Source organism: Saliphagus sp. LR7 (genome assembly GCF_003344565.1).
In the GTDB taxonomy this organism is placed as follows: Archaea; Halobacteriota; Halobacteria; order Halobacteriales; family Natrialbaceae; genus Saliphagus; species Saliphagus infecundisoli.
In genome coordinates, this window is record NZ_QPND01000001.1 from 23,970 (window position 1) to 47,858 (window position 23,889).

Sequence of the window (23,889 nt, forward strand, 5' to 3'; positions counted from 1 at the left end):
GCCCGTGGGGGCCAGTGAGCCGACGAAACGCAGGCGGGGACGACGACCACCCCTGGTGGAAGGAAGCCGTCGTCTACCAGGTGTACCCGAAGAGTTTCAACGACAGCGACGGGGACGGGATCGGCGATCTCGCGGGACTGGCGCGGCGCGCCGACTACCTCGACGACCTGGGGGTCGACGCCGTCTGGCTGTGTCCCGTCTACGGGTCGCCGATGGCGGACAACGGCTACGACATCAGCGACTACCGGTCGATCCATCCTGCCTACGGCGACATGGATGACTGGCGGCAAGTCCGCGACGTGCTCCACGAGCGGGACATCCGGCTGGTGATGGACCTCGTCGTCAATCACACCTCCGACGAGCACGAGTGGTTCCGGCGTTCGCGGCGCGAAGAGGACGGTTACGCGGACTATTACCACTGGCGGGAGGGAGAGCCAGACGAGCCGCCGAACAACTGGGAGTCGATCTTCGGCGGACCGGCCTGGTCGTACGACGAGGCCCGCGGCGAGTGGTACCTCCACCTCTTCGACGAGAAACAGCCCGACCTCAACTGGCGAAATTCCGCGGTACGAGAGGACGTCCACGGGATGATGCAGTGGTGGCTCGACGAGGGAGTCGACGGCTTCCGGATGGACGTGATCAACCTCATCTCGAAGACCGAGGGGCTCCCGGACGGAGACCCGGACGCGGGACTGACCGGGGCCGAGCACTTCATGAACGGGCCGCGCGTCCACGACCGTCTCCGGGAGATGCACGACCGGGTGCTCGACGACCGGGACCTCCTCGTCGTCGGCGAGACTCCCGGCGCCTCCGTCGCCGACGCCCGCGAGTACGTCGGGCCGAACGGCGACGGCCTCTCGATGGTGTTCCAGTTCGAGCACGTGACCGTCGACCACGGCGACGACAAGTGGACGACGGCGGACGTGCCCCTGGCCGAGTTCAAGGAGATCATCGCGAAATGGCAGGCCGGGCTCGCCGACGAGGGGTGGAACAGCGTCTACCTCAGCAATCACGACCAGCCCCGGATGGTCTCCCGGTTCGGCGACGACGGCGAGTATCGGCGCAAGTCCGCGAAGTTGCTCGGAACGCTCACGCACACGCTCCAGGGAACCCCGTTCGTCTATCAGGGCGAGGAGATCGGGATGACGAACGCCCCCTTCGAGTCGCCCGATGAGCTGCGGGACGTCGAGGCGAAAAACTACGTCGAACGGGCCGTAGAACACGGCGAGGCCGACTGCTACGAGGACATCCGGGAAACCGTCGAGGCAACGGCCCGGGACAACGCCCGGACGCCGATGCAGTGGTCGGACGATACCCACGCGGGCTTTACCGACGGCGAGCCGTGGATCGAGTGCAATCCGAACTACGCGGAGGTCAACGTCGAGCGCGCGCGCTCGGACCCGGATTCGGTCTTGAACTACTACCGGGAGCTGATCGCGCTCCGCCACGAGCGGGACCTGCTCGTCTACGGGGAGTTCGAACTGCTCGCTCCCGACGACCCCGACGTCTTCGCCTACTCGCGGCGCCTCGACGGCGAGCGCGGCCTGATCGTTCTCAACGTCGCGGCCGACGCCACGAGCTTCGACGTACCCGCCGAGGTCGACCGCGACGGCCTCGAGCTAGTGATCGCCAACGCTGACGACGCGCCGGCGACGGTCCCAGCGACCCTCGACCTGGATCCCTACGAGGCACGGGTGTATCTGACGCCCTCGCAGGAGGGTGGTGTGGGCCAATGACCCCCCGAACCGCCGACGCCGCGTTCGACCGCCAGTGGTGGAAGGAAGCGATCGTCTATCAGATCTATCCGCGGAGCTTCAACGACAGCGACGGCGACGGGATCGGTGACCTCCGGGGGATCGTCGAGAAGGTCGACTATCTCGACGACCTGGGCGTCGACGTCGTCTGGCTGTGTCCCGTCTACGACTCCCCGATGGCGGACAACGGCTACGACATCCGGGACTTCCGGTCGATCGCCGACACCTACGGCAGCGTCGACGACTGGGAGCGCCTGCGCGACGTGCTCCACGAGCGGGGCATCCGGCTGGTCATGGATCTCGTCCTCAACCACACCTCCGACGAGCACGAGTGGTTCCGGCGTTCGCGGCGCGAAGAGGACGGCTACGCGGACTACTACCACTGGCGGGAGGGAGAGCCAGACGAGCCGCCGAACAACTGGGAGTCGATCTTTGGCGGTCCGGCCTGGTCGTACGACGAGGCCCGCGGCGAGTGGTACCTCCACCTCTTCGACGAGAAACAGCCCGACCTCAACTGGCGAACTCCCGCCGTGCGAGAGGAGATGAAGGCGGTCGTCGAGTGGTGGCTGGAACGGGGTATCGACGGGTTCCGCATGGACGCCGTGAGCCACATGTCCAAAACCGACGGGCTTCCCGACGGCGATCCGTCGAACTCGCCCGTCGGCGCCGAACATTACAGCCACGGCCCGCGCCTGGAGTCGTACCTCGCGGAACTGAACGCGGACGTGCTCTCGGCGTACGACGCGATGACCGTCGCCGAGATGGGAATGACGACCGTCGACCAGGCCGCCGACTACGTCAACGCGGCCGACAACGGGATCCACATGGTGTTCCAGTTCGACCACCTTGACGTCGGCGGCCACACGGAGGACTGGGAGTTCGACGACGGGACCGACGGATCCGACGGGGACGACGCCGGCAGCGACGCGGGCGGAATCGACCTCCCGGAGTTCAAACGGGTCGTCACCGAGAAACAGCGCGAACTCGACTGGGACGCGATCTTCCTCGGGAACCACGACGTGCCCCGGATCGTCTCGCAGTTCGGCACCAACTCCTACCGCGAGCGATCGGCGACGCTGCTCGGAACCTTCCTGCTGACGATGCGGGGAACGCCGTACATTTACCAGGGCGAGGAGATCGGGATGACCAACACGGAGTTCGAGAGCCTGGACGCGCTGGACGACCCGAAGACGGTCGGACGGGTCGAGGCGCTCCTCGAGGACGGCGTCGTCGACTCCTTCGAGGAGGTCGCCGGCGTCGTCAACGCCCGGAGCCGCGACCACGCCAGGACCCCCATGCAGTGGTCCGACGACCCCCATGCGGGCTTCACCGGCGGCGAGCCCTGGCTCCCCGCCAACGAGAACTATCCCGCGGTCAACGTCGGCGTCCAGCGGTCCGGCGAGGAGTCCGTCCTGGCGGGCTACCGGCGGCTGATCGACCTCCGGCAACGGTTCGATGTGCTCGTCTACGGCGACTACGAGCTGCTCGCGCCCGACCACGAGCAGGTGTACGCGTACGTCCGAACCGGTAACGCGGAAACGGTACTGGTCGTGCTCAACTGGTCGGCCAGTCCCGCCCACGTGCCCGATCTCGATGTCGCGACCGACGACGCCGACCTGCTGTTCGCGAACGCGGCGGACGCGCCGGCCGACCCGAGCGGGGCGACGCTGCAGCCCTACGGGGCAACCGTGTACCTGCTCTGAAGTCATCGCCGTCCCGATCTCCTGGCTCGAACCGCTACTGATACATCCGCAGCGGCCGCGCCTGGGAACTCTCCTCGTCGCCGGCCTCCTGCATCCGCTGGGCGAGCCGTTCACGCTGGTTGCGGATCTCCTCGGCGCGCTCGACGAGCGTGTTCACATCGACGTCGATGTCGGCGATCGGGCCGATTCCGCTCTCGATCAGCACCCGGGCGGCCTCGGGGTCGGGGAACTGCGGGTTGGTCTCGACGACGAGGCCGACGCTCGTTCGGTCGTGCTGGGCGGCCAGATTGAGCAGCGCACCCGTGGGGCCGCTGACGGCACCGTCCTCGCGGGGGGTGTCGATTCCGGCGGAGTCGAGGACATCCCGGCCGTCGCCGGTCGCGATGCCGTACAGTGCCGGGACGCCGTCTTTCTCGGCGGGAAAGCCGCTGAGGTAGATCGGCGTCACGCCCGCCTCGTCGAGCCACCCCGAGAGGCAGTCGGCGACGCTGCCCACCGCCTGCGAGGCGATCGGGGCGTCGCTCTGGAGGGCTAACAGATCCCGCTCGGCGTCGCGATAGAGTCTGACCGGCGGCCGGACGGTCGGATCGCCCTCGCGGTAGACGCCGATCCGGGGGAGTCCGTCACAGTGGACGCTCGCGTAGTGGTCCATCTCGAACGCCTCGATCAGGTGGTCGGTCGCGATCTTTCCGACGAGCCCGATGCCCGGAAACCCCTCGACCAGCGTCGATTCCTCGAGGTCGGCTTCCTCGCCGTGGACGCGAATCTCTGCCATACGCGAGTGGTTCGCGGGCTGGCTCTTAAAATCGAGGGCGGCAGGCGCGTCACCCCGATATCACGAGCTGGTCGGTCGAGCCCCGCTGGAACTCGAAGGGAGTGGGCCTGATCTCGGCGTCGTAGCCCTCCGCCCTGAGCTCCTCTATGAGGCCGTCGAGAAGCCCCGAGGGTTCGGCGTCGAGCCCCTGGAGGGGGTAGACCCTGACCTCGCGGGCGACCCGGGCGAGTTCCCGGAGGCTCGCGGCGTGAAACGCCCGGTCGAACCGGTCGTCGTACAGAAAGAGCAGGTGTGCAGAGAGCGCGAGCGAGAACGCGTCGTCGGCGAAGGGGAGGTCGGGGAGCGCCCCGGCGACGTACCGGCCGCCCGACGCCGCCCGGTAATCCCCCAGGAACGTCTCGCAGGCGCGCTTGAGCAGTTCGATCCGTCCCTCGACGCTCCCGTAGTACTCCCAGTCGAAGAGCTCGCGCTTCTCGGGAAGCTGGTCGGCGACCGCGGCAGTGTCCGACCGACACCGGCGGGCGAGCTCCGCCGGGGGGCGGCGGTAGGCCCTATCGGCGCCGACGGCCGACACCCCTCGGTCGGCCACCCCCGCGGCGAACGAGCCCGCCCCCGAGGGACAGTCCAGCACCCGCTCGCCCTCGAGGTCACGCGCCTCGAGGTCGAACATCGCCAGATACTCCTCGAAGGTCCGTCCGATGACGGCGACGTCGCGCACCTCGAAAGCGTCGGGGCCGTCCATAACGAACTGAATAGTACACTGATGTATAAATATATCCATCAGAGAGGGCAGATCGGCGGCGGTCCGGTCGCTTCGAAACCCCCAAACGCCCGCCCGCCGAACTCCGCCCGATGGAGCCCCCACTGGACCCGCTCGAGCGCTACCGGCCGATCGTCGACGACTTCGAGGCCTTCCTCGCGGCGTGTCGACGGCCGCTTCCCCGTGCCGTCCGCGTGAACACGATCAAGGCCACCGTCGAGCGCGCGGCCGCGGTCCTCGAGAGAGAGGGGGTCGAGTTCGAGCGCCGCGGGTGGAACCCACAGCTGTTCACGCTCGCCGAGGAGGGCCCTGGTCCGGGCTCGACGTTGGCCTCGTTTCACGGCCTCACGTACGGCCAGGAGGAGGTCTCGACGGTGCCGCCGCTCGTTCTCGACCCCGAACCCGGCGAGCGGGTCTGGGACGCCTGTGCGGCTCCCGGGGGAAAGGCGACCCAGCTCGCGGCCCTGATGGACGACTCCGGCACAATTATCGCCAACGACGACAACCTCGGCCGGCTCTCGGCACTGCGATTCAACGCCGAGCGCCTCGGGGCGACCGCGCTCGCGGTCACCAACCAGGACGCCAGAAACTACTCGCTCAACCCCTTCGGATTCGACGAGTTCGACCGCGCGCTCGTGGACGTCCCCTGTTCCTGCGAGGGGACGATCCGGAAGAATCCCGACACCCTCGAGGGATGGTCGATGGACCACGTCCACTCGGTGTCGGGGATCCAGCGCGACGTCCTCCGGCGGGCGGTCCAGGCAACGAGAGAGGGCGGAACGGTCGTCTACTCGACGTGTACGTTCGCGCCCGAGGAGAACGAGGCGGTCGTCAACGAGGCTCTCGCCGCGGAGGACTGCCGGCTCCGGGAGGTCGATATCGAACTCGAGTACGCCCCCGGAGTCACGGAGTGGGAGGGCGACGAGTACGACCCGAGTCTCGAGCGCGCGGCCCGGATCTACCCCCACCACAACAATACTGGCGGGTTCTTCGTCGCGAAGTTGGAGGTGGGCGCGTGAGCGAGAACATCGGGGATCGCTTCGACCGACTGCCGGAGACCGATGCCGACCGCGAGGTCGAGGGTCGCGTCAGCCGCGAGGGGGTCGTCGAATACTTCGAGGACCGGTTCGGAATCCCCCCGGAGACGTTCGAGGACTACACGTTCTGGGAGAAGGGTGCCGGAAAGATCTGGCTCTACCGAGGGGAGGCCCCCTCCCCCATCGAGGTCGAGGCGATCGGGATGACCTGTCTCCGGACGCGCCAGGAACACTGGAAGCCGACGACGGACTTCGCCCAGCGATTCGGAAGCGAGGCAACCCGCTGTGTGATCGACCTGGAGCCCGACGCCGCCCGACGGTTCGTCGCCGGCGAGGACGGGGAGATCGCGTGGGACGGCGACTGGGGATACCTGATCGCGGCCCACGATCTCGTCGGGCGTCGCGAGCCGATCGGCGTCGGTCTCTACGTCCACGGCGAGCTGCGGTCGATGGTGCCCAAGGGCCGCCAGCGCGACCTTTAGACCTGATCGATCCGCGCCGTCTCGCCGGCCAGGAAGTCGAGCGTCCAGCCGTCGAACCCCTCGCTTCGCTCGAGGAGGGCGCCGTGGCGCCCGCCCCGAAAGAGCGCGAGCTGGGCGTCGGGAAGGTCCTCGTGGGTCTCTCTGAGGATCGACTCGGGGAAGAAAGGGTCCTCGTCGCCGCCGATGACGAGCGTCCGGGGCTCGATCTCCCCCAGACGATCGCAGCCGTCGTAGGCGAGGGTGGCGTCGATCGAGGCGACGACGTCGCCCGGATCGGCGGGCTCGGGCGGTCGAAGCTTCCCGACGCTCCGGGCGAGCGCGGGGTAGAGCCGCCGACGCCGACCCGTATACATCTCCTCGAACAGGGTCGCCCGGAGCTCGATCCAGTCCTCCTCCAGCGCATACCACCGGAGCCGCCGGCCGATCTCCCGGCTCCCGGGAGCGAGCCGACAGCCCGAGACCCCGAGCACGAGCCGGTCGACGAGGTCGGGCCGCTCGCGGGCGATCTCCTGGGCGATCAGTCCGCCCATCGAGATGCCCATGACGGGCGCGGGACCGAGCCGTTCCTCGAGCACCCGGACGTACTCTCGGGCCATCCCCTCGATCGAGGCGTCGGGATCGAGCCCGCGCGGGCGGCTGACGACGTAGACCGTGTACTCCTCGGCGAAGCGCCGGAGGGCCCACGCGGTCGCCCGCCTCTTGACCCGACCGTAGCTTCCATCGAACAGCGCGTCGTCGAGCCCGGGAACGACCAGGAGCGTCCCCGGCCCGTCGCCGACCCGGAGATACGGGTTCTCGCCGAACGATCCGGATTCCACCGCGGGCGAAGCGAGCATTCCCCCTATCCGAGGACGCTCGCGGTCAAAAGCGTGAGCCACGCGTGAGCAGACAGTCTCGACGCACCGATTCTCATTTCTCCCTGACAGTCCCACCGTCCAGCCCTTCCCACTCGACCCGGTAGCCCAACTCGGCGAGGACGGCGCTCGCGTCCGAGAGGCCGCGATCCGCCAGCGCCGCCTCGACCGCCGAGAGCGCCATCCCTGCCTCGATCTCGCCCTCCAGATCCGCGAGGACGGCCGGCCGGACCAGCGTTCGCCCGACCCGTTCGTGCTCGGGGAACTCGACGGCCTCGAGGGCGTCTTCGCCCACCCCGTGGCGGTCGGCGACCGACGAGAGGGGAATCGCGTCCTCCTCCGGGACGAGTTCGTCGGGAAGCGCGGCGGCGCTCTCTGCGACCAGATCGGTCTCGTACTCCCGGAGGACGCCCGTGACGTCCTTGAGTCGAACGCCGCCGGTGTAGGGAATCGCGCGGTGGTCGCGGGCGGCGATCTCCTCGCCGACGCCCAGGGATTCGTCCACGGCGACGAGCAGATCGACGTCCTCGACGCTCTCGAGTTGGGAGAGCTTCTTTGCGATGTACTCGGGGGTCCAGAACCCCATGATCTCGAAGTAGATCCGGAAGTCGGCGTGGCGATAGTCGAACGCGAAGTCGGGGATCATCACCCGAGTACCCGTCGCCAGCGGTTCGGGCTCCCGCAGGAGTTCCCAGTCGAGATCTAGGTTCGAGAAGCGGGCGGCAAAGTCGGCCTCGACGCCGCTGTCGAAGCTCACCTCGGCGATCGGCTCGTCCCCCGGTACCCGAACGGGGTCCTCGTGGGAGAGCGAAAGCGTGCGTTCGGTCCCGCGGTCGTCGATCGTCGCCTCGACGCGCCACTCCGCGCTCTTCGCGACGGTTCGAAGCAGGCGCGCAAAGCGGGTGCCGTAGCGCCGCGTCGCCCGGAACAGCCGCGTTGGACCCGTCACCACGAGTTCTCGGCCCTCGTCCGTTTTGTGGACCTCGTACATCAGTCGGAGGCGTTTGACCGCCGAGACGAGCGTCGCCGGCTCCGCCGAGCGCACCCGCATCTCGGTCGCGTCGAACAGCGCGGTCTGGGCCAGCGAGAGGTTGTAGCGGTCGATCAACTCGTCTGGACCCCACGGAACCTCGACCGAGGCGAGGGTCTGCCGTTCGTCCAGATCGGCGTACAGCGACTCCGCGACCTCGTCGGGGGCGGCCCCGAGCGACTCGCCCGCCCTAGTGAGGGCCTCCGTCCGGTCGTCGCCCGTCACGACCCCCACGTCCGCCGCGGCCTCGAACGCGGCCGTCCGGGCCGAGCGGGGCTCTACGGGCGCTCGCGTCTCGAGGACGACCTCGCGGTCGAGCAGCGCCGAGAACCCTCGGACGAGCTTGAAGTCCGAAGCGTCGGTCTCGAGGTCCGCCAGGGCCTCGTCCAGGCGCTCGCGGGGCTCGCCGACGTGGCCCTGGTAGGTGCCGATGACCCGTGCGGCCAGCGGCCGGTGCTCGCGGCCGGCGAACTGGGGGTGGTAGCCGCCACCGGCGCGCGAGACCCGGAGGTGCTCCTTGCGTAGCACTGGCTGGTCTCGGCACTCCACCGCCAAAAGCGGTCCGGGCCGGGCAGTGAAAAGGGGCTTTTGTGGGTAGGCCCCGATGCTTTCGCCCCTCGGTGTCTGGGTCCGGGTATGATCGGTGTACTCACCGTCGGCAAGAAAGCGGCAAAGTTCGGCTACAAGAAGTACGGCGTCCCCGGCGCGATCCTCGCTGGCGCCGGCGGCGTCGCGGGCCTCGTCGTCGCGAAGAAGGGCTTCAAGCGTCTGACCCAGTCGGCCATCGAGGGCGACACGCCCCGTCTCGAGAGCGGCGAGAGCTCCAGTAGCTCCGGCGACACGGACGCCGACTCCGACGCGTAGAGCCCGTTTTTCGCGAGCTCACTCCGAGGGCGCGAGCCGCTCGACGACCGTCCCGTTCTCGCCGACCGCGAGCGCGCGGTCAGTGCCGACCGCGACGGCCCGGAGCCCTTCGGCCCCGATCGGGTCAGCCCCCTCCCAGTCAGTGCCCGGATCGGCGCGCTCGAGGACCTCGCTTCCCGTACAGACGACGGTGCGCTCGCCGTCGCACGCCAGTCCCGCGAGCGAGTCGGCGACGCGCTCGGGCGTCCAGTTTTTCCCCTCCCGGCGGTGGAGGGCGCCGTCGTCGCTGCCGACGAACGGGCCTTCCGCCCCGATGGCGACGGCGACGAGCGTCCCGGAGGCACCGACCGGCCCGATCACCTCGAAGCTCCCGCCCCCGTCCTCAGTCTCGAAGATCGCGTCGTTCGTATCACAGCAGTAGCCCGTTTCGCCCTCGAGTACGATGCCGCTCAGGCTCGAGCCGCTTCCCGGCGTGGCGGGACCCTCCCAGCGCGCATCCGTGCCGTCGTAGCGCCCCCGGAGGACCCCCCCGGAGCCGTCGATCGCCAGAATCGTCTCCTCGCCCGCAGGGCCGGCGACGGCGATCCCAGCCAGGTTGTCCGTCCGGCCGCCCGGCGCGGTGTGGTCGGTGTGACGCCCGGTTTCGGCGTCGATCCGGCCGATCGCACCGCTCTCCCCGGCGACCCACACCGCCTCGCCGTCGTCGGTCGCGTCGATCCCGTGGAGGTCGTTTCCGTCCGCGCCCGGACCGTCCTCGAGAACCGCCGACCACTCGTCGTCGCTCGCGAGGACGACGCCACCCTCACCCGTTGCGTACGCCTTCCTCCCGGCGACGGCGGCATCCCGGAGCGTCGCCTCCGTCGGTGCCTCCGTGAGCTCCCAGCCCGCCGGTTCGGGCTGTGGCTCGGGCTCCGTCCCCTTCTCCGGCGAATCGCCTGCGGATCCGGACTCGTCCTCGTCGATGTCGGGTCCGTCGCCGGAATCAGCCGCGGAACCCAGCTCGGGCTCGTCGGTGCCGGCGGCGGACGGCGATGCGGGTTCGTCGGCGGCGTCGCCGGAGGAAGCCGATGCCATCTCGTCGGTCGAGCTCGCTTCGAGGTCGGGATCGGGACGCTCCGTCTTCGCCGTCTCCCGTCCGGATCGATCGCCGTCCGTGTCCGTCCGCTCGGCGTCGGGCCTCTCGCTTCCCTCCGTCCGCCGACTGCGGGCGTAGAGGACGACCGGCGGGAGGAGATACGACGAGATGGCCGCCAGCGCGAACCAGCGGTTGATGAAGGTGAGCGTCCCGAACGCGGTGAGCCCGGCGGTCGCGACGGCGTGGATCCAGCTTCTGGTGTACTGCCGGAAGAAGGCGCCGAAACCGTCGGGGTCGGTCGGTAGTTCGGTGGTCATCGGGTGTGGGGTCGGCGGCGGAGTCGCCGCGGTTGTCGTCCGGACGGAGCGCCCGGAGCCCCAAAAGGGGTGGAGTTGCAGGCGGCGGACTCGGGGCCAGATCCAGGGGTCGCCTGCCGGCGATTCACTGCCGCTGGTCGGCGATCCGCGCCTCGTCCGTGTCCTCGCTCACGACCTCGTAGAGGGTCGCCCGCGAGCCGTCGCCGGTCGGCCGGAGGATCCGTCCCAGACGCTGGGTGAACTCGCGTTCGCTCGCCGACCCCGAGAGGACGACCGCGACCGACGCGTCGGGGACGTCCACCCCCTCGTCCAGCACGTTCGAGGTCACGACCCGGTCGTACGTCCCCTCCCGAAACCGCTCGAGTATCTCCCGGCGTTCCTCGGTTCCGGTCTGGTGGGTGATCGCCGGGAGCAGAAAGCGCTCGCTCGCGTCGTACGCGAGATCGTTGTGGGCGGTGAAGACGATGGTGCGCTCGTCGGGGTGCTCTTCCAAGATTCCCTCGAGAGCCTCGATCTTGGCGTCGCTCCCGAGCATGATCTCGCGGGCACGGCGATGGGCGAGCAAGGCCTCCCGCGCTTCGGGGTCGTTCCCGGAGCGCTTGACGAGTTCCTGGTAGTCCGAGCCCTGCCGGAACTCGATGTTCGAGCGGGCGAGGTAGCCGGTGTAGGTCTCGCGGTGGCGTTCGTATTCCTCGCGTTCTTCGGGGGAAAGCGAGACCTCGAGGCGTTTCAGGTCGTAGGCCGCGAGGTGGGTGCCCGCGAGTTCGTCCGGCGCGATACGGTGGACCAGCGGGCCGAGAACCTCCGAAACGACCTCGTGGGCGCCGTCGGGACGCTCGAACGTCGCCGTCAGCCCCAGTCGGGCGGGCGCCGCGAGCAGGCGGGCGATCTCTCGATATCCCTCCCCCCCGAGGTGGTGGACCTCGTCGAAGACGGCGAGGCCGAACCGGTCGCCGACCGCATCCGCCTTGAGGTAGGCCGAGTCGTACGTCGAGACGGTGATCGGCTCGCGGCGCTGGACGCCGCCGCCGAAGCGCCCGATCGGGCAGTCGAACTCGCGTTCGAGCTCCCGGACCCACTGGTTGAGCAGGTCGATCGTCGGCGCGACCACCAGCGTGGGCGTCCCGAGGGACTCGATCGCCTTCAACCCGATCACGGTCTTCCCGCTTCCGGTGGGGAGTTCGAGGACGCCCGCGGGTGCGGCGGGGACCGGTGGCTCCTCGACTTCGGCCCACCGATCGGTCGCGAGCCAGTCCTCTATGGCCTCCCGCTGGTAGGCCCGGAGCTCGTAGGCCGAGGCGAGTTCGGGGAGGGAGTCGAGCGCGAGGACGCGGTCCTCGACTGTGTACCGCTCCTCGAGGGTCGCCCGGAGCTCCGCGTACCGGAACGCGGGCGCACGGAGGGTTCCGGAGCGGGGGTCGGCTTCGAGGGCGTCGGGAGGGTCCTCGAGGGGGCCGTCTGCCCGGATCGTCCCCTCGTCGTACCGGAGTTCGATCGTCGCCACCCCGGGAGGTGGGCGGCGCTGGCATATAGGTGGTACGACCCCGTTCGCGGTACGGCTTCCGGCCGACGGCTCCGTATCTCAACCCTTTTGTCGCCGCTCGGCCTTGAAGGCGATATGAGCGACGACGAGGGGACGAACGCCGTCGAGGACGCCCCGTCCGACGAGACCCGCGACGCCGCCGGCGCCAGCGGGGACCCCGGCATGGGGACCGACCGGGAGTCGGATCCCGAAGAGCTCGTCGAGCGGGCCGCCGACTACGACGAGGAACTCGCGGCCGACGTCGAGGCGGTCATCGGAGTCGATCGGCGCGACGAGGAACTCGACTCCCTCCAGGAACGCCTAGAGGAGCGCGAGGCCGAGATCGAGGAGCTGGAAAGCAAGCTCAAGCGCAAGCAGGCGGACTTCCAGAACTACAAGAAACGCGCCGAGAAGCGCCGCGAGCAGGTCGAGGAGCGCGCGACCGAGGACCTCGTGGGGCGGCTCGTCGGGGTGCGAGACGACCTAAAGCGGGCCCTGGAGGAGGAAAGCGGCGACGTCGAGGCCCTCCGCGAGGGCGTCGAGATGACCGTCAGGGAGTTCGACCGGTTGCTGGAGGACGAGGGCGTAGCGGAGATCGACCCCGACCCCGGAAGCGACGTCGATCCACAGCGCCACCAGGTGATGGTCCGGGTCGAGAGCGACCGCCCCGAGGGGACGGTCGACGAGGTGTTCGCCGCCGGCTACGAGATGGGCGAGAAGGTGATCCGAGAGGCCCAAGTGACCGTCAGCGACGGGAGCGGCGACGGCGGCGACTGAGCCTCTGGGATCGGTTCCGGTCGCGGATCGGCCGACTCGAGCCAGTTGAACTCGTCGCTTCGGCGCGTGTAGTAGCCTTTAAAGGATCGAGCCCACTAGGCGTCCCCAATGACGAGTTCCAAGATCCTCGGTATCGACCTGGGGACGACCAACAGCGCCTTTGCGGTGATGGAGGGAGCCGACCCGGAGATCATCGTCAACTCCGAGGGCGACCGAACGACGCCGTCCGTCGTCGGCTTCACCGACGACGAGCGCCTCGTCGGGAAGCCGGCGAAGAACCAGGCGATCCAGAACCCCGAGCGGACCGTGGCCTCGATCAAGCGCCACATGGGCGAGGACGACTACACGGTCGAGGTAGACGGCGAGGAGTACACCCCCGAGGAGGTCTCGGCGATGATCCTCGGGAAGGTCAAGCGCGACGCAGAGGAGTACCTCGGCGACGACGTCGAGAAGGCCGTCATCACCGTCCCCGCCTACTTCTCAGACCGCCAGCGCCAGGCGACGAAGGACGCCGGCGAGATCGCCGGCTTCGAGGTCGAGCGGATCATCAACGAGCCGACCGCAGCGTCGATGGCCTACGGTCTCGACGACGACTCCGACCAGACCGTCCTCGTCTACGACCTCGGTGGCGGGACGTTCGACGTCTCGGTGCTCGATCTGGGTGGCGGCGTCTACGAGGTCGTCGCGACGAACGGGGACAACGACCTCGGCGGCGACGACTGGGACCGCGCGATCATCGACTGGCTCGCCGACGAGTTCGAGTCCGATCACGGCTTCGACCTCCGGGAGGACCGCCAGGCCCTCCAGCGGCTCAAGGACGCCGCCGAGGAGGCCAAGATCGAACTCTCGAGCCGAAAGGAGACGGAGATCAACCTCCCGTTCATCACCGCGACCGACCAGGGCCCGGTCCACTTGGAGAAGTCGCTGACCCGCGCGAAGTTCGAGTCGCTGACCGCCGACCTGATCGAGCGCACCGTCGGCCCGACCGAGCAGGCCCTCGAGGACGCGGGCTACGACGCCGACGACATCGACGAGGTCCTCCTCGTCGGCGGCTCGACCCGGATGCCCCAGGTCGAGGAGAAAGTCGAGGAGATCGTCGGCGAGGAGCCCCAGAAGAACGTCAACCCCGACGAGGCCGTCGCGCTGGGCGCGGCGATCCAGGGCGGCGTCCTCGGCGGCGACGTCGACGACATCGTCCTGCTCGACGTCACGCCCCTCTCGCTCGGTATCGAGGTCAAGGGCGGCCTCTTCGAGCGCCTGATCGAGAAGAACACGACGATTCCGACCGAAGAGTCGAAGGTGTTCACCACCGCGGCGGACAACCAGACGTCGGTGCAGGTCCGGGTGTTCCAGGGCGAACGCGAGATCGCCGAGGAGAACGAACTGCTCGGCGAATTCATGCTCTCGGGGATCCCCCCCGCGCCGGCGGGCACGCCCCAGATCGAGGTCTCCTTTAACATCGACGAGAACGGGATCGTCAACGTCTCCGCCGAAGACCAGGGCACCGGCGAGAGCGAGGAGATCACGATCGAGGGCGGCGCCGGCCTTTCCGACGACGAGATCGACCGGCTCCAGGAGGAAGCCGAGGAACACGCAGAGGAAGACGAGAAGCGCCGCGAACGCATCGAGGCGCGAAACTCCGCGGAGGCGACGGCCCAGCGCGCCCGCACCCTCCTCGAGGAAAACGAGGAGGTAGACGACGAGCTCCGCGAGGAGATCGAAGCGGGTATCGAGGACCTGGAGGAGGTCGTCGAGGACGAGGACGCCTCGACGGAGGAGATCGAGGAGGCGACCGAGGAGCTCTCGACGGAGCTCCAGGAGATCGGCAAGCAGATGTACCAGGACGCCGCGGGCGCCGAAGGTGCGGCCGGCGCCGGTGGGGCTGGCGCGGGTGCCGCCGGCGGCGCGGCGGGCGCGGGTCCGGGCGGTGCTGGCGGCCCCGGCGGTGCGGCCGGTCCGGGCGGCGCTGCCGGAGCGGGCGCAAGCGCCGAGGGCGAGGAGTACGTCGATGCCGACTTCGAGGACGTCGAGGACGACGAGAGCGAGGACGAAGACGAGTAGCTCTTCGACGTCCTCGGAGGACGCAGGCCTCCCGTGAAGTTCTCTGCCCCCACCGAGCAGTGGCTGCCGGGGCCGTGCGGGACGCTTTTGACGGTCGCCCCCGTACGTGATACGGTATCGTGGCACGCGAGGGTCGAACCGGCGACCGGATCGAGGGATCGCGGCTCCAGCTCGACCTCTGGCATCCCGACTGCTTTACCCTCGAAATCACCGAACGGCTGCCCGGCGGATTGCTCGGCCACGGCGTCCATGCGATCGACGGGAAGGCGACCTGCCGGTTTACGGCCTACGGGCGGTCGGTCGCGGAGTTGGAGACGCTGGTCGAGGCCATCCGGGCCTCCTCCCGGACCGACTCGGTCCGGGAGGTCGACCACCAGTACGCCACCGGCGTCGAGACGCCCGGCACCGAGACCGTCACCACGGGGCTGGTCGTCCAGTACGCCCTCGCCGACAGCATCAACGACGCGCTCGTTTCCCGGGGGTTCATCCCCGACGAGCCGGTCCGGATCACCGGCGGGCGCGAACACTGGACCGTCGTCATCCACGAGGACCGCGCGACGATCGAGGCGCGTCTCGAGGAGGTCCGCACGGAGAAGGACGCCGAGATCGGAGTCGAGTCGATGACCACCCTTCACGGTGGCGTCACGGCTGGAATGTTCCGGACCGACCGGCTTTCCGAGCGTCAGCGGGAGGTGTTCGAACTCGCCCGACGGCGCCACTACTACCGGTGGCCCCGGGCGGTGGCCGCCGCCGACCTCGCCGACGAACTGGGAATCGCCGAGGCGACCCTGCTCGAGCACCTCCGGAAGGCCGAATCCAAGCTTCTCGATCCCGACTCCCCCGAGCACGATCGCTGACCCCCTGTGTACCTAGGGTGGGGAGTTAATCATTCCCATGCGTTATGTTACCTCCACCCATGTCTGGAACGGATACGAAGTCCGACCGGAGTCTCGCACGGGACATCGGGCCGTTCGGGGCGATCGCGACGGTCGTCGCCGGCACGCTCGGCGCCGGCCTGTTCGTCACGCTCGGGACGGCGAGTTCGACGACCGGCCCGAGCGTGATCCTGATCATCGCGCTGTCGGGGATCATCGCGATGGCGGTCGCGATCAACTACAGCTGGCTCGCGACGATCTTTCCGGCCGCGGGCTCGACGTACTCCTACATCACCCGGGTGTTTCGCAACCGGCTGGCGGGGTTCGTCGCGACCTGGTCGCTATGGCTGGGATACATGGCGGCGGTCTCCGTGCTCGCACTCGGCTTCGGCAGCTACCTCCAGGTGTTCTATCCGGCCGTCGACGCCCGCTTTGCGGGGGTCGCGCTGATCACCGTCCTCTTCGTCGTCAACATGCTCGGCGCCCGCCGGTACAGCATCTCACAGAACGCCATCTTCATCCTCCTGATGGTCTCGATCCTCGTGCTCGTGGTCCCCGGAACCTTTACCGTCGAGGCCGGCAACTACACTCCCTTCTTTACGGGCGGGTTCGACGGCGCGCTCGCGGCCGCCGTCCCGCTTTTCTACGCCTACATCGGGATCGCCGTCGCGGGCGAGATCGGCGCGGAGGTCAAGAACCCCTCGCGGAACCTGCCCTTGGCGATGGCCGGCGGGACGCTGATCCTCATCGTCCTCTACATGTGGACCGCGGCGGTCATCTACGGCGTCGTCGGCGACTACACCGTCCTCGCGAACTCCGACCGGCCGCTGTCGACGGCCGCCGAGACGTTCCTCCCGCTGAACGCGACCGCCGTCGTCGGCTTCGGCGGGTTGCTCGCGACCGCCTCGAGCGTCCACGCCGTAATGGCCGCGGGGATCAAGCTTCCGTACTGCTGGGCGTGGGACGAGGTGTTCTCGACGCGCTTCTCGGAGGTCAACGAGCGCTGGCGGACGCCCCACTGGTCGCTGTTCACCCTGTTTGCGGTCTCCTCGGGACTCACCTTCTGGACCGGCGGGCTCGATCAGGTGATCGCCATCGCGACGTTCAGCTACCTGATCGCCTACGCCGGGACCTCCTTTACTGCGATCTACCTCTATCTCAACCGGCCGACCCTGCGCGAGAAGGCCGCGTTCGACCCCGGCGCGTGGATCTTCGTCCCCGGCGTGCTCGGCCTCGGGGGCTGTCTTCTCTTGCTCTCGCAGGCCTACCAGGGGTCGATGACGATCTACGTCCCCTGGCTCGCGATCGGGCTCGTCGTCTTCGGGATCTACTGGTATCTGGGCCAGCGTGCCGAGACCGACGTCGACGCCATCCTCGACACCCTTCCGGGAGTTCCGACCGACGAGTACAGCCCGCGGATCGCCGACGACCCGATCGCCGACGACGTCGCAGACGACTGAGAGCCATGTCCGACCCATCACATTCCCCGACGACGGCGATCGACCACGACGAGACGATCGAGCTACTCCAAGAACTCGTCCGGATTCGAAGCCCCTACTTCGAGGAGGAGGAGATCGTCGAGTTCGTCCACGACTGGCTCGAGGAGGCGGGGCTCGAACCCGAGTATCAGGAGGTGAGCGAGCCCGAGATCACCGGCTTCGAGGGGCGAAACGTCCTGGCGAGACTCGAGGGGAGCGACCCCGAGGCGCCGACGCTCCTGTTGAACGCCCACGTCGACACCGTGCAACTGGTCGAGGGCTGGGAGGAGGACCCGCTCTCGGGCCGGGTCGAGGACGGAAAGCTGTACGGCCAGGGCGCCTGCGACATGAAAGGCGGGCTCGCGGCGATCATGGTCGCCGTCCGGGAACTCGCGGATGCCGACCTCCGGGGCGACGTCGTCCTCTCGGCGGTCGTCGACGAGGAAGGTCCCTACGGACTGGGCGCCGACCGGATGATCCGGGAGGGGCTCACCGACGCCTACGACGCGGCGATCGTTACCGAGCCGGGACCGATCCTCGCCCAGTCCGAGATCGAGAACCCCGCGCTGATCCTCGGCGCCCGCGGGCGATTCCTCTACGATCTGGTCGTTCGGGGCCACGCGGCCCACGGCTCCCAGCCCGAGAAGGGGAAGAACGCCGTCGTGGACGCCGGCCGGCTGGCCGAGGCGCTCGCGGGAATGGACGTCGGAACCCATCCGCAACTCGGCGACGGCTCGGTTTGCCCGCTCTCGATCGAGGGCGGAAGCCAGACGCTCTCGGTCCCCGATCGGTGTCGGCTGATGGTCGATCGCCACGTCGTCGTCGGCGAGGACGCGGAGAGCGTGCTGGCCGACGCAGAGCGAGTCGTCGAGGGTCTCGAACTCGACTGCGAGGTCGATGTCGGCTTCCGGGAGGCCCCCGAAGAGGACATGCGCTACGGACCGTACGTCACCGACGAGGACCATCCCCTCGTGGCGTCGCTCGCCTCGGCGACCGAATCCGTCGCGGGTGTCGAGCCGGCGATCGGCTACTTCTCGAGCGTCGGCGACTTCAACTACTTCGGCCACCGCGCGGAGCTTCCGACCGTGATCCTCGGCCCCGACGGCGAGAACATCCACGGCACCGGCGAGTTCGTCTACACCGACGACGTGATCGAGGTCGCCGAGATCATCGTCGAAGCCGCGCGGTCGTACCTGGGGTGAGGCCGTGGCTCCCGTGGCCCTCGAGGGAAGCGGAGAGGCGGAGTTCCCAGTCCTGGGAATCGATTCGGGAGCCATCGAGCGAAACGCCGCACGGATCGTCGATCGGGTCGATCCCGACGTCGTCGGCGTGACGAAGGGGGTCTGTGGCGATCCCCGGGTCGCGCGTGCGATGCTGGCCGGCGGCGCCGCCGGGATCGCCGACTCCCGGGTAGCGAATGTCGTGGGGCTCCGCGAGGCCCTCCAGTGTGACCTCCTCTTGCTCCGGGCGCCGATGGGCACCGAGTGCTCGGCGGTCGTCGAGAACGCGACGTGGTCGATGGAGTCCGAGGCCGCGACCCTGAGAGCGGTCTCGGCGATTTCGACCGACAGGGAGGTCGTCCACCGGGTACTGGTGGCGATCGACGTCGGCGACCGCCGGGAGGGCGTTCTGCCCGAGGAGTTCGACGAACTTCTCGAGGCCGCAATCGACCTCCCGGGGGTCGAGGTCTCGGGGCTGGCGACCCACGTCGGCTCGTTCGGTGGCGTCGTCCCGACGCGGGAGAACGTCGGGCGACTGGTCGAACTCGTCGAGCGAGCGGAGGAGCGCCTCGGCCGGCGCCTGGCGGTCGTCTCTGGCGGGAGCACGAACGCGCTCGGGCTTGCTTTCGAGGGCGACCTGCCCGGGCAGGTGACACAGCTTCGAGTCGGCGAGGGGATCCTGCTCGGGACCGATCCGGTCACCGGCGAGGCGATTCCGGGGCTCGAGACCGATGCGATCGAACTGGTCGCGGAGGTCATCGAGTGCAAGCGAAAGCCCTCCCTCCCGGAGGGAGAGCGGAGCCGTGACGCGTTCGGTCAGGAGCCCGCGTTCGCGGACCGCGGGGTTCGACGGCGGGCGATCCTCGCGCTTGGGCGCCTGGACTGTGCGATCGGAGAGCTTACCCCGCTCCGGGAGGGCGTCGAGGTGATCGGGGCGAGCAGCGATCACACGGTGGTGGACGTCGCCGACGCGGGATCGGTCGAGGTCGGCGATACGCTCGCCTTCCGGCCGGGATACGCCGCGCTCGCGCGTGCCGCGGCCGCGCCGTCCGTCGCGGTTGCGGTCGGATAACGGGCCGCCGGGCGTCGAGCGGGCGTTTCAAGTGGCTCAACGGATTATCGGTGGACAACTAATGAGCGAGGACTTCTACGATGTGCTCGGCGTGGGGTCGAACGCCTCCGCCGACGAGATCAAGCAGGCCTACCGGGAGAAGGCCACGGAGTACCATCCCGACGTCAGCGACGACCCCGACGCAGAGGAGAAGTTCAAGAAGATCCAGAAGGCCAAACAGGTCCTGACCGACGACGAGAAGCGGGAGGCCTACGACCGGATGGGCCACGACCGCTACCAGCAGGCCGAGAAACACGGCTACGACGCCGGCGGCGCCGGCGGTGGCGGGATGGGCGGGGACCCCTTCGGCGGGATGGGCGGTGGCGCCGGCGGGATGGGCGGCGGCCTCGGGGACATCTTCGAGCAGGTCTTCGGCGGCGGTGGCGGGCGCGGACGGGGGCGAAGCCGCCCCCAGAAGGGCCAGGACCTCCGGACCGGCCTCGAGATCGACCTCGAGGAGGCGTACGCGGGGGCCGAAAAGGAGTTCTCCATCGCTCGGCCCGAGGAGTGTCCCGACTGTGGCGGGAGCGGCCACCCCCCCAGTGCCGACGTCCAGACCTGCCCGGAGTGTCAGGGCCAGGGCCAAGTCACGCAGGTCCAGCAGACGCCCCTGGGTCGGGTCCAGCAGACGACGGCCTGTCCCCGGTGTGACGGCGAGGGAAGCCTCTACAGCGAGACCTGCGGGGAGTGTCGCGGCGAGGGCTACGTCCAGGGCGAGGCGACCCTTTCGGTCGAGGTCCCCGAGGGGATCCGCGACGGCCAGACTCTCAGGATGGACCGCGAGGGCGCGCCGAGCCCCGAGGGCGGTCCTCGTGGGGATCTCCTGATCGACGTCTCGGTCCGCGAACACGACGAGTTCGAGCGCGAGGGCGACGACCTACGCTACCGGATGCCCGTCTCCTTCCCGCAGGCGACCTTCGGCGACACGGTCCAGGTCCCCACCCTCGAGGGCGACGTCGAGTTCGAGATCCCCGAGGCGACCCAGAGCGGCGAGACCTTCCGGTTACAGGGCAAGGGGATGCCCCGCCTCCAGCGCCGGGGCGAGGGCGACCTCTACGTCCAGGTCCAGATCGTCACCCCCGACTCGATGAACGCCGAACAGCGCGAGGCTCTCGAGAACTTCGCCGAGGCCGGCGGCGAGGAGATCGACGTCAACGAGGGCTTCTTCGAGAAGATCAAGCGGTCCTTCTGACCCCCGTCCCCTTTATTATCGCTCGCCCCGTCTTCCGTGGTGGGTGTTTACAAACTCATGACTGCCAAGCGTATCCTGCTGCTCGCGGGTGACTTCGTCGAGGACTACGAGATCATGGTGCCGTTCCAGGCCCTCCAGATGGTTGGCCACGAGGTCCACGCGGTCTGTCCCGAGAAGGCCGCGGGCGACGTCTGCCCGACGGCGATACACGACTTCGAGGGCGACCAGACCTACACCGAAAAGCCCGGCCATAACTTCGAGTTGAACCACGACTTCGAGGCGGTCGACCCCGCCGACTACGACGCGCTCGTGGTCCCCGGCGGACGGGCGCCCGAGTACCTGCGGACCTACGACGAGGTACTCGAGATCGTCCGGCACTTCTTCGAGGCGGACAAGCCGGTCGCGGCGCTCTGTCACGGCGCCCAGATCCTCGCGGCCGCGGACGTCATCGACGGCCGGGCGTGTACGGCCTACCCCGCTCTCGAGGCCGACGTCGTCGGCGCCGGCGGCGAGTGGCGCGACGAGGTCACCCGCGACGGTAACCTGGTGACCGGCCAGGCCTGGCCCGACCACCCCGCCTGGCTCGCCTCGTTCCTCGAGGTGCTCGGAACCGACCTCGAATCCGAGGCGCCGGTCGCGGCCGACTGACCTCCCGTTCGACCGGCGGCCTTTTGCTCGCCGCGTCGGAAGCTCCCTCCATGACCGAGACGGCCGGAGAGCTGTTCGTCCGCGAGCGCCGGAGCGAGGCGCCCGCGCTCGTCGATCGCGAGGGCCGGACCTACGACTACGACTGGCTGTTCACCTCGACGTGGAAGGCGGGGAACTTCCTCCGGCACTCCGGCGTCCGCGAGGGAGTGAGCGTCGGCGTCGTCGGCGACGGCCCCATCGCCCTGCTCGCGGGGTTCGGGACCGCGCTGCTCTCGAGCACCGTGCGGTTCGCCCCTCCGGAAAAACTCGGCGAGGAGGTCCGGGCCCTGGTCGCGCCCGTCGCCACTCTCGAGGAGTACGACCTTCCACGGGGCGCCCAGCGGGTCGGTTACGGCGGCGAGGCCGACGACCCCGCGGTCCACGACCTCGAGGCCGGCCTCTGGAGCGAGAACCCCTCGTTTCCCCCCGTCGATCTCGACCCCGACACCCCCATGGTGGCCGACGGCGGGGCGACCTACAGCCACCGCGACCTGTTCGAGACGGCCCACGCGGTCGCCGCCGAACACGAGTTCGGAGAGGGGACGCGGGTCCGCCCGGCCGGCGGGTTCACCGATCCCCGCGCGTTCGCGGCAGGCGTTCTCGCGCCGCTCGTGGCGGGGGGAACGGTCGTCCTCGACGGCGAGGCCGACGTCGCGATCGGTGGTGGAGACGACGAGGATGGGCCGGATCGGGTTTCGCTCTCGAGAATCGAACTCGACTCGTGGCTCAGCGGTTCTCGAGGGAATCCGTACTGTCGGTAGGTCCGGCGCCGCCCGCACCGCTTGCGGGTTCGAGGTCGGAACCCGCGTCGGGACCGCCGGGCCCGCGGTCGGCATCGACGACGCCCTCGGTCCAGGTCCCCCGGAGGAAGTAGGCGCCGGCGAGGACGACCATGCAGACGTTGGAGATCGCCTCGCCGTACCAGATGCCGGTGGCGCCCAATTCCAAGGGTTCGGCGAGCGCGTAGGCGAACGTCGCCCGGAAGACGATGAAGCCGACGATCGCGAACGCCATCGCGACGCGGGTGCTTCCGCTGCCCCGGAACCCTCCCTGGACGATGTAGAAGACCCCCAAAAAGACATAGGAGAGGCTGACGATCCGGAGGTAGTCGGCGCCGATCGCGGTCACGACGTCGGCGCCGCTGCCGGTGACGAAGACCGCGATGATCGGCGTCGAGAAGGTGTAGACGAACGCCGAGAAGAGCGCGAGCGAGCCCGCGATGATCGCGACCCCGGTGTAGACGCCGCGTTTGGCCCGCTCGACCTGACCGGCCCCGAGGTTCTGACCGACGACGGTCTCGACGCCACGGGCCAGTCCCAGGGCAGGAAGGACGACCATCGAGGTCACTCGGGTCCCGATCCCGTAGGCCGCGACGGCCTCCGCGCCGACGAGGGCGACGAGCGCCGTCAGGACGGTGACGCTCGCGGCCTTCGTGCTGACCTCGACGCTCGCGGGCGCACCGATCGAAACGATCTTTTTCACCGTCTCGCGCTCGAGCAGGAAGTCGGAGGGTCGAAGCTCGATCCCGACGCGCCCGGAGAGCAGAAGCCAGAGGCCGACCGCGGCGATCAGCGCCCGCGAGATGATGGTCGCGATCGCCGCACCCATCACGTCGAGGCCGTCGAAGCCGGTCGTCGCGAAGAGGGCGGCTTCGAGGCTCTCCGCGCCGACCCAAGCGAAGACCGGGTTGTTCTCGAAGCCGAGGATGAAGAAGGGGTCGATGACGACGTTGATCCCGACGCTCGCGGCCATCAGATAGAGCGGCGTGCGGGTGTCGCCCCAGCCCTGGAGCAGCGACTGGAAAATGAAGAACGCGAAGACGAAGGGCATCCCCAGGAACTCCATCCGGACGTACTCGAGGGCGTAGCGGTATTCCAGAGAACCCGGATCGGCGCCGATCAGCTGGAGCAGTTGGGGCGCGAACAGGTAGCCGACGCCGCCGACGACTCCGGCGGCGAGCAGGGTGAAGGTGACCGTCTGCCCCGCAACGCCGGCGACGCGATCGACGTTGCCGGCACCCTTGTTCTGGGCGACGAGGACGGTGCCCGCGACGGTAAAGCCGATCGCGAAGCTGATGATCAGGAAGACGATCGCCCAGGCGTAGGAGAGCGCCGAGACCCCTTCCTGGCCGAGCCGGCCGACCCAGAACGTGTCCGCGAGGTTGTAGCCGACGTGGAGCAGGTTCGTCAGCACGATCGGAACCGAGAGGACGACCAGCGGCCGAACGAGACCGCCGTCGATGACGTTTACCGACCGGTCGCTCCCGGGACGGCTCACGAACGTCCCTCCGGTCCGGTCGCACCCCAGGGGGCGGC

Annotated in this window: 21 protein-coding genes; 14 read left to right on the plus strand and 7 right to left on the minus strand. The window is 69.0% G+C overall.

Going from position 1 to position 23,889, the window contains the following annotated elements:
- Window positions 1-14: 14 nt before the first annotated feature.
- The gene (locus DVH23_RS00095; protein WP_114575402.1) at window positions 15-1,736 is read left to right on the plus strand and encodes an alpha-glucosidase; all 1,722 of its coding nucleotides are present in this window, start codon (window positions 15-17) and stop codon (window positions 1,734-1,736) included.
- Window positions 1,733-3,457, plus strand: a complete 1,725-nt coding sequence (locus DVH23_RS00100) for an alpha-glucosidase (protein ID WP_114575403.1) — start codon at window positions 1,733-1,735, stop codon at window positions 3,455-3,457. The genes DVH23_RS00095 and DVH23_RS00100 overlap by 4 nt, the downstream gene beginning before the upstream one ends.
- Before the next feature lie 34 nt (window positions 3,458-3,491).
- On the opposite strand, the gene DVH23_RS00105 is transcribed toward DVH23_RS00100, so the two are convergent.
- Both DVH23_RS00105 and DVH23_RS00110 read right to left on the minus strand, forming a co-directional pair.
- Window positions 3,492-4,232, minus strand: coding sequence for a proteasome assembly chaperone family protein (locus DVH23_RS00105; RefSeq protein WP_114575404.1), 741 nt, complete (start codon window positions 4,230-4,232; stop codon window positions 3,492-3,494).
- 49 nt (window positions 4,233-4,281) lie between these two features.
- Window positions 4,282-4,974, minus strand: coding sequence for a hypothetical protein (locus DVH23_RS00110; protein WP_114575405.1), 693 nt, complete (start codon window positions 4,972-4,974; stop codon window positions 4,282-4,284).
- Between the two features lie 122 nt (window positions 4,975-5,096).
- Between DVH23_RS00110 and DVH23_RS00115 the strand changes: the two genes are divergently transcribed.
- Window positions 5,097-6,011, plus strand: coding sequence for an RsmB/NOP family class I SAM-dependent RNA methyltransferase (locus tag DVH23_RS00115; RefSeq protein ID WP_114575871.1), 915 nt, complete (start codon window positions 5,097-5,099; stop codon window positions 6,009-6,011).
- Window positions 6,008-6,511, plus strand: coding sequence for a hypothetical protein (locus tag DVH23_RS00120; RefSeq protein WP_114575406.1), 504 nt, complete (start codon window positions 6,008-6,010; stop codon window positions 6,509-6,511). Before DVH23_RS00115 ends, DVH23_RS00120 begins: the two co-directional genes overlap by 4 nt.
- Here DVH23_RS00120 and DVH23_RS00125 read toward each other — a convergent pair.
- Window positions 6,508-7,347 (minus strand): alpha/beta fold hydrolase, encoded by an 840-nt coding sequence (locus DVH23_RS00125; RefSeq protein ID WP_114575407.1) that lies wholly within the window; start codon window positions 7,345-7,347, stop codon window positions 6,508-6,510. The genes DVH23_RS00120 and DVH23_RS00125 overlap by 4 nt on opposite strands.
- Window positions 7,348-7,420: 73 nt before the next feature.
- Entirely contained in the window at window positions 7,421-8,923 is a 1,503-nt protein-coding gene (locus DVH23_RS00130; protein ID WP_114575408.1) for a DUF790 family protein, read from the minus strand.
- A 108-nt stretch (window positions 8,924-9,031) separates the two neighbouring features.
- On the opposite strand from DVH23_RS00130, the gene DVH23_RS00135 reads away from it, so the two are divergent.
- Complete coding sequence (locus DVH23_RS00135) at window positions 9,032-9,259, plus strand: hypothetical protein (RefSeq protein WP_114575409.1); 228 nt, start codon at window positions 9,032-9,034, stop codon at window positions 9,257-9,259.
- An 18-nt stretch (window positions 9,260-9,277) separates the two neighbouring features.
- Here the strand turns inward: DVH23_RS00135 and DVH23_RS00140 are convergent, their stop codons facing one another.
- Window positions 9,278-10,651 (minus strand): hypothetical protein, encoded by a 1,374-nt coding sequence (locus DVH23_RS00140; protein ID WP_114575410.1) that lies wholly within the window; start codon window positions 10,649-10,651, stop codon window positions 9,278-9,280.
- 124 nt (window positions 10,652-10,775) lie between these two features.
- Window positions 10,776-12,155, minus strand: a complete 1,380-nt coding sequence (locus DVH23_RS00145) for a DEAD/DEAH box helicase family protein (protein ID WP_232833676.1) — start codon at window positions 12,153-12,155, stop codon at window positions 10,776-10,778.
- A 114-nt stretch (window positions 12,156-12,269) separates the two neighbouring features.
- Here DVH23_RS00145 and DVH23_RS00150 point away from each other — a divergent pair, with 114 nt between their 5' ends.
- The 9 genes from DVH23_RS00150 to DVH23_RS00190 all read left to right on the plus strand — a co-directional run bounded on the left by DVH23_RS00150 (window position 12,270) and on the right by DVH23_RS00190 (window position 22,335).
- Window positions 12,270-12,950, plus strand: a complete 681-nt coding sequence (locus DVH23_RS00150) for a nucleotide exchange factor GrpE (RefSeq protein WP_114575412.1) — start codon at window positions 12,270-12,272, stop codon at window positions 12,948-12,950.
- 108 nt (window positions 12,951-13,058) lie between these two features.
- Complete coding sequence (gene dnaK / locus DVH23_RS00155; RefSeq protein ID WP_114575413.1) at window positions 13,059-15,011, plus strand: molecular chaperone DnaK; 1,953 nt, start codon at window positions 13,059-13,061, stop codon at window positions 15,009-15,011.
- A 119-nt stretch (window positions 15,012-15,130) separates the two neighbouring features.
- On the plus strand, window positions 15,131-15,868 hold the full coding sequence (locus tag DVH23_RS00160; protein ID WP_232833677.1) for a helix-turn-helix domain-containing protein: 738 nt from the start codon (window positions 15,131-15,133) through the stop codon (window positions 15,866-15,868).
- A 59-nt stretch (window positions 15,869-15,927) separates the two neighbouring features.
- On the plus strand, window positions 15,928-17,346 hold the full coding sequence (locus DVH23_RS00165) for an APC family permease (protein WP_114575414.1): 1,419 nt from the start codon (window positions 15,928-15,930) through the stop codon (window positions 17,344-17,346).
- A 5-nt stretch (window positions 17,347-17,351) separates the two neighbouring features.
- Window positions 17,352-18,566 carry a M20 family metallopeptidase gene (locus tag DVH23_RS00170; RefSeq protein ID WP_114575415.1) on the plus strand — a complete coding sequence of 405 codons (1,215 nt, stop codon included), beginning with the start codon at window positions 17,352-17,354 and terminating at the stop codon, window positions 18,564-18,566.
- Between the two features lie 4 nt (window positions 18,567-18,570).
- The gene (locus DVH23_RS00175; RefSeq protein WP_114575416.1) at window positions 18,571-19,656 is read left to right on the plus strand and encodes an alanine racemase; all 1,086 of its coding nucleotides are present in this window, start codon (window positions 18,571-18,573) and stop codon (window positions 19,654-19,656) included.
- Window positions 19,657-19,717: 61 nt separating this feature from the next.
- Window positions 19,718-20,887: a molecular chaperone DnaJ gene (dnaJ, locus tag DVH23_RS00180; RefSeq protein WP_114575417.1), complete on the plus strand. Its 1,170-nt coding sequence runs from the start codon at window positions 19,718-19,720 to the stop codon at window positions 20,885-20,887.
- 57 nt (window positions 20,888-20,944) lie between these two features.
- Window positions 20,945-21,535, plus strand: coding sequence for a DJ-1/PfpI family protein (locus DVH23_RS00185; protein WP_114575418.1), 591 nt, complete (start codon window positions 20,945-20,947; stop codon window positions 21,533-21,535).
- Window positions 21,536-21,585: 50 nt separating this feature from the next.
- Window positions 21,586-22,335, plus strand: a complete 750-nt coding sequence (locus tag DVH23_RS00190; RefSeq protein ID WP_114575419.1) for a hypothetical protein — start codon at window positions 21,586-21,588, stop codon at window positions 22,333-22,335.
- Here the strand turns inward: DVH23_RS00190 and DVH23_RS00195 are convergent.
- On the minus strand, window positions 22,301-23,851 hold the full coding sequence (locus DVH23_RS00195) for an MATE family efflux transporter (RefSeq protein WP_114575420.1): 1,551 nt from the start codon (window positions 23,849-23,851) through the stop codon (window positions 22,301-22,303). The two genes, DVH23_RS00190 and DVH23_RS00195, sit on opposite strands and share 35 nt — an antisense overlap.
- Window positions 23,852-23,889 lie beyond the last annotated feature (38 nt).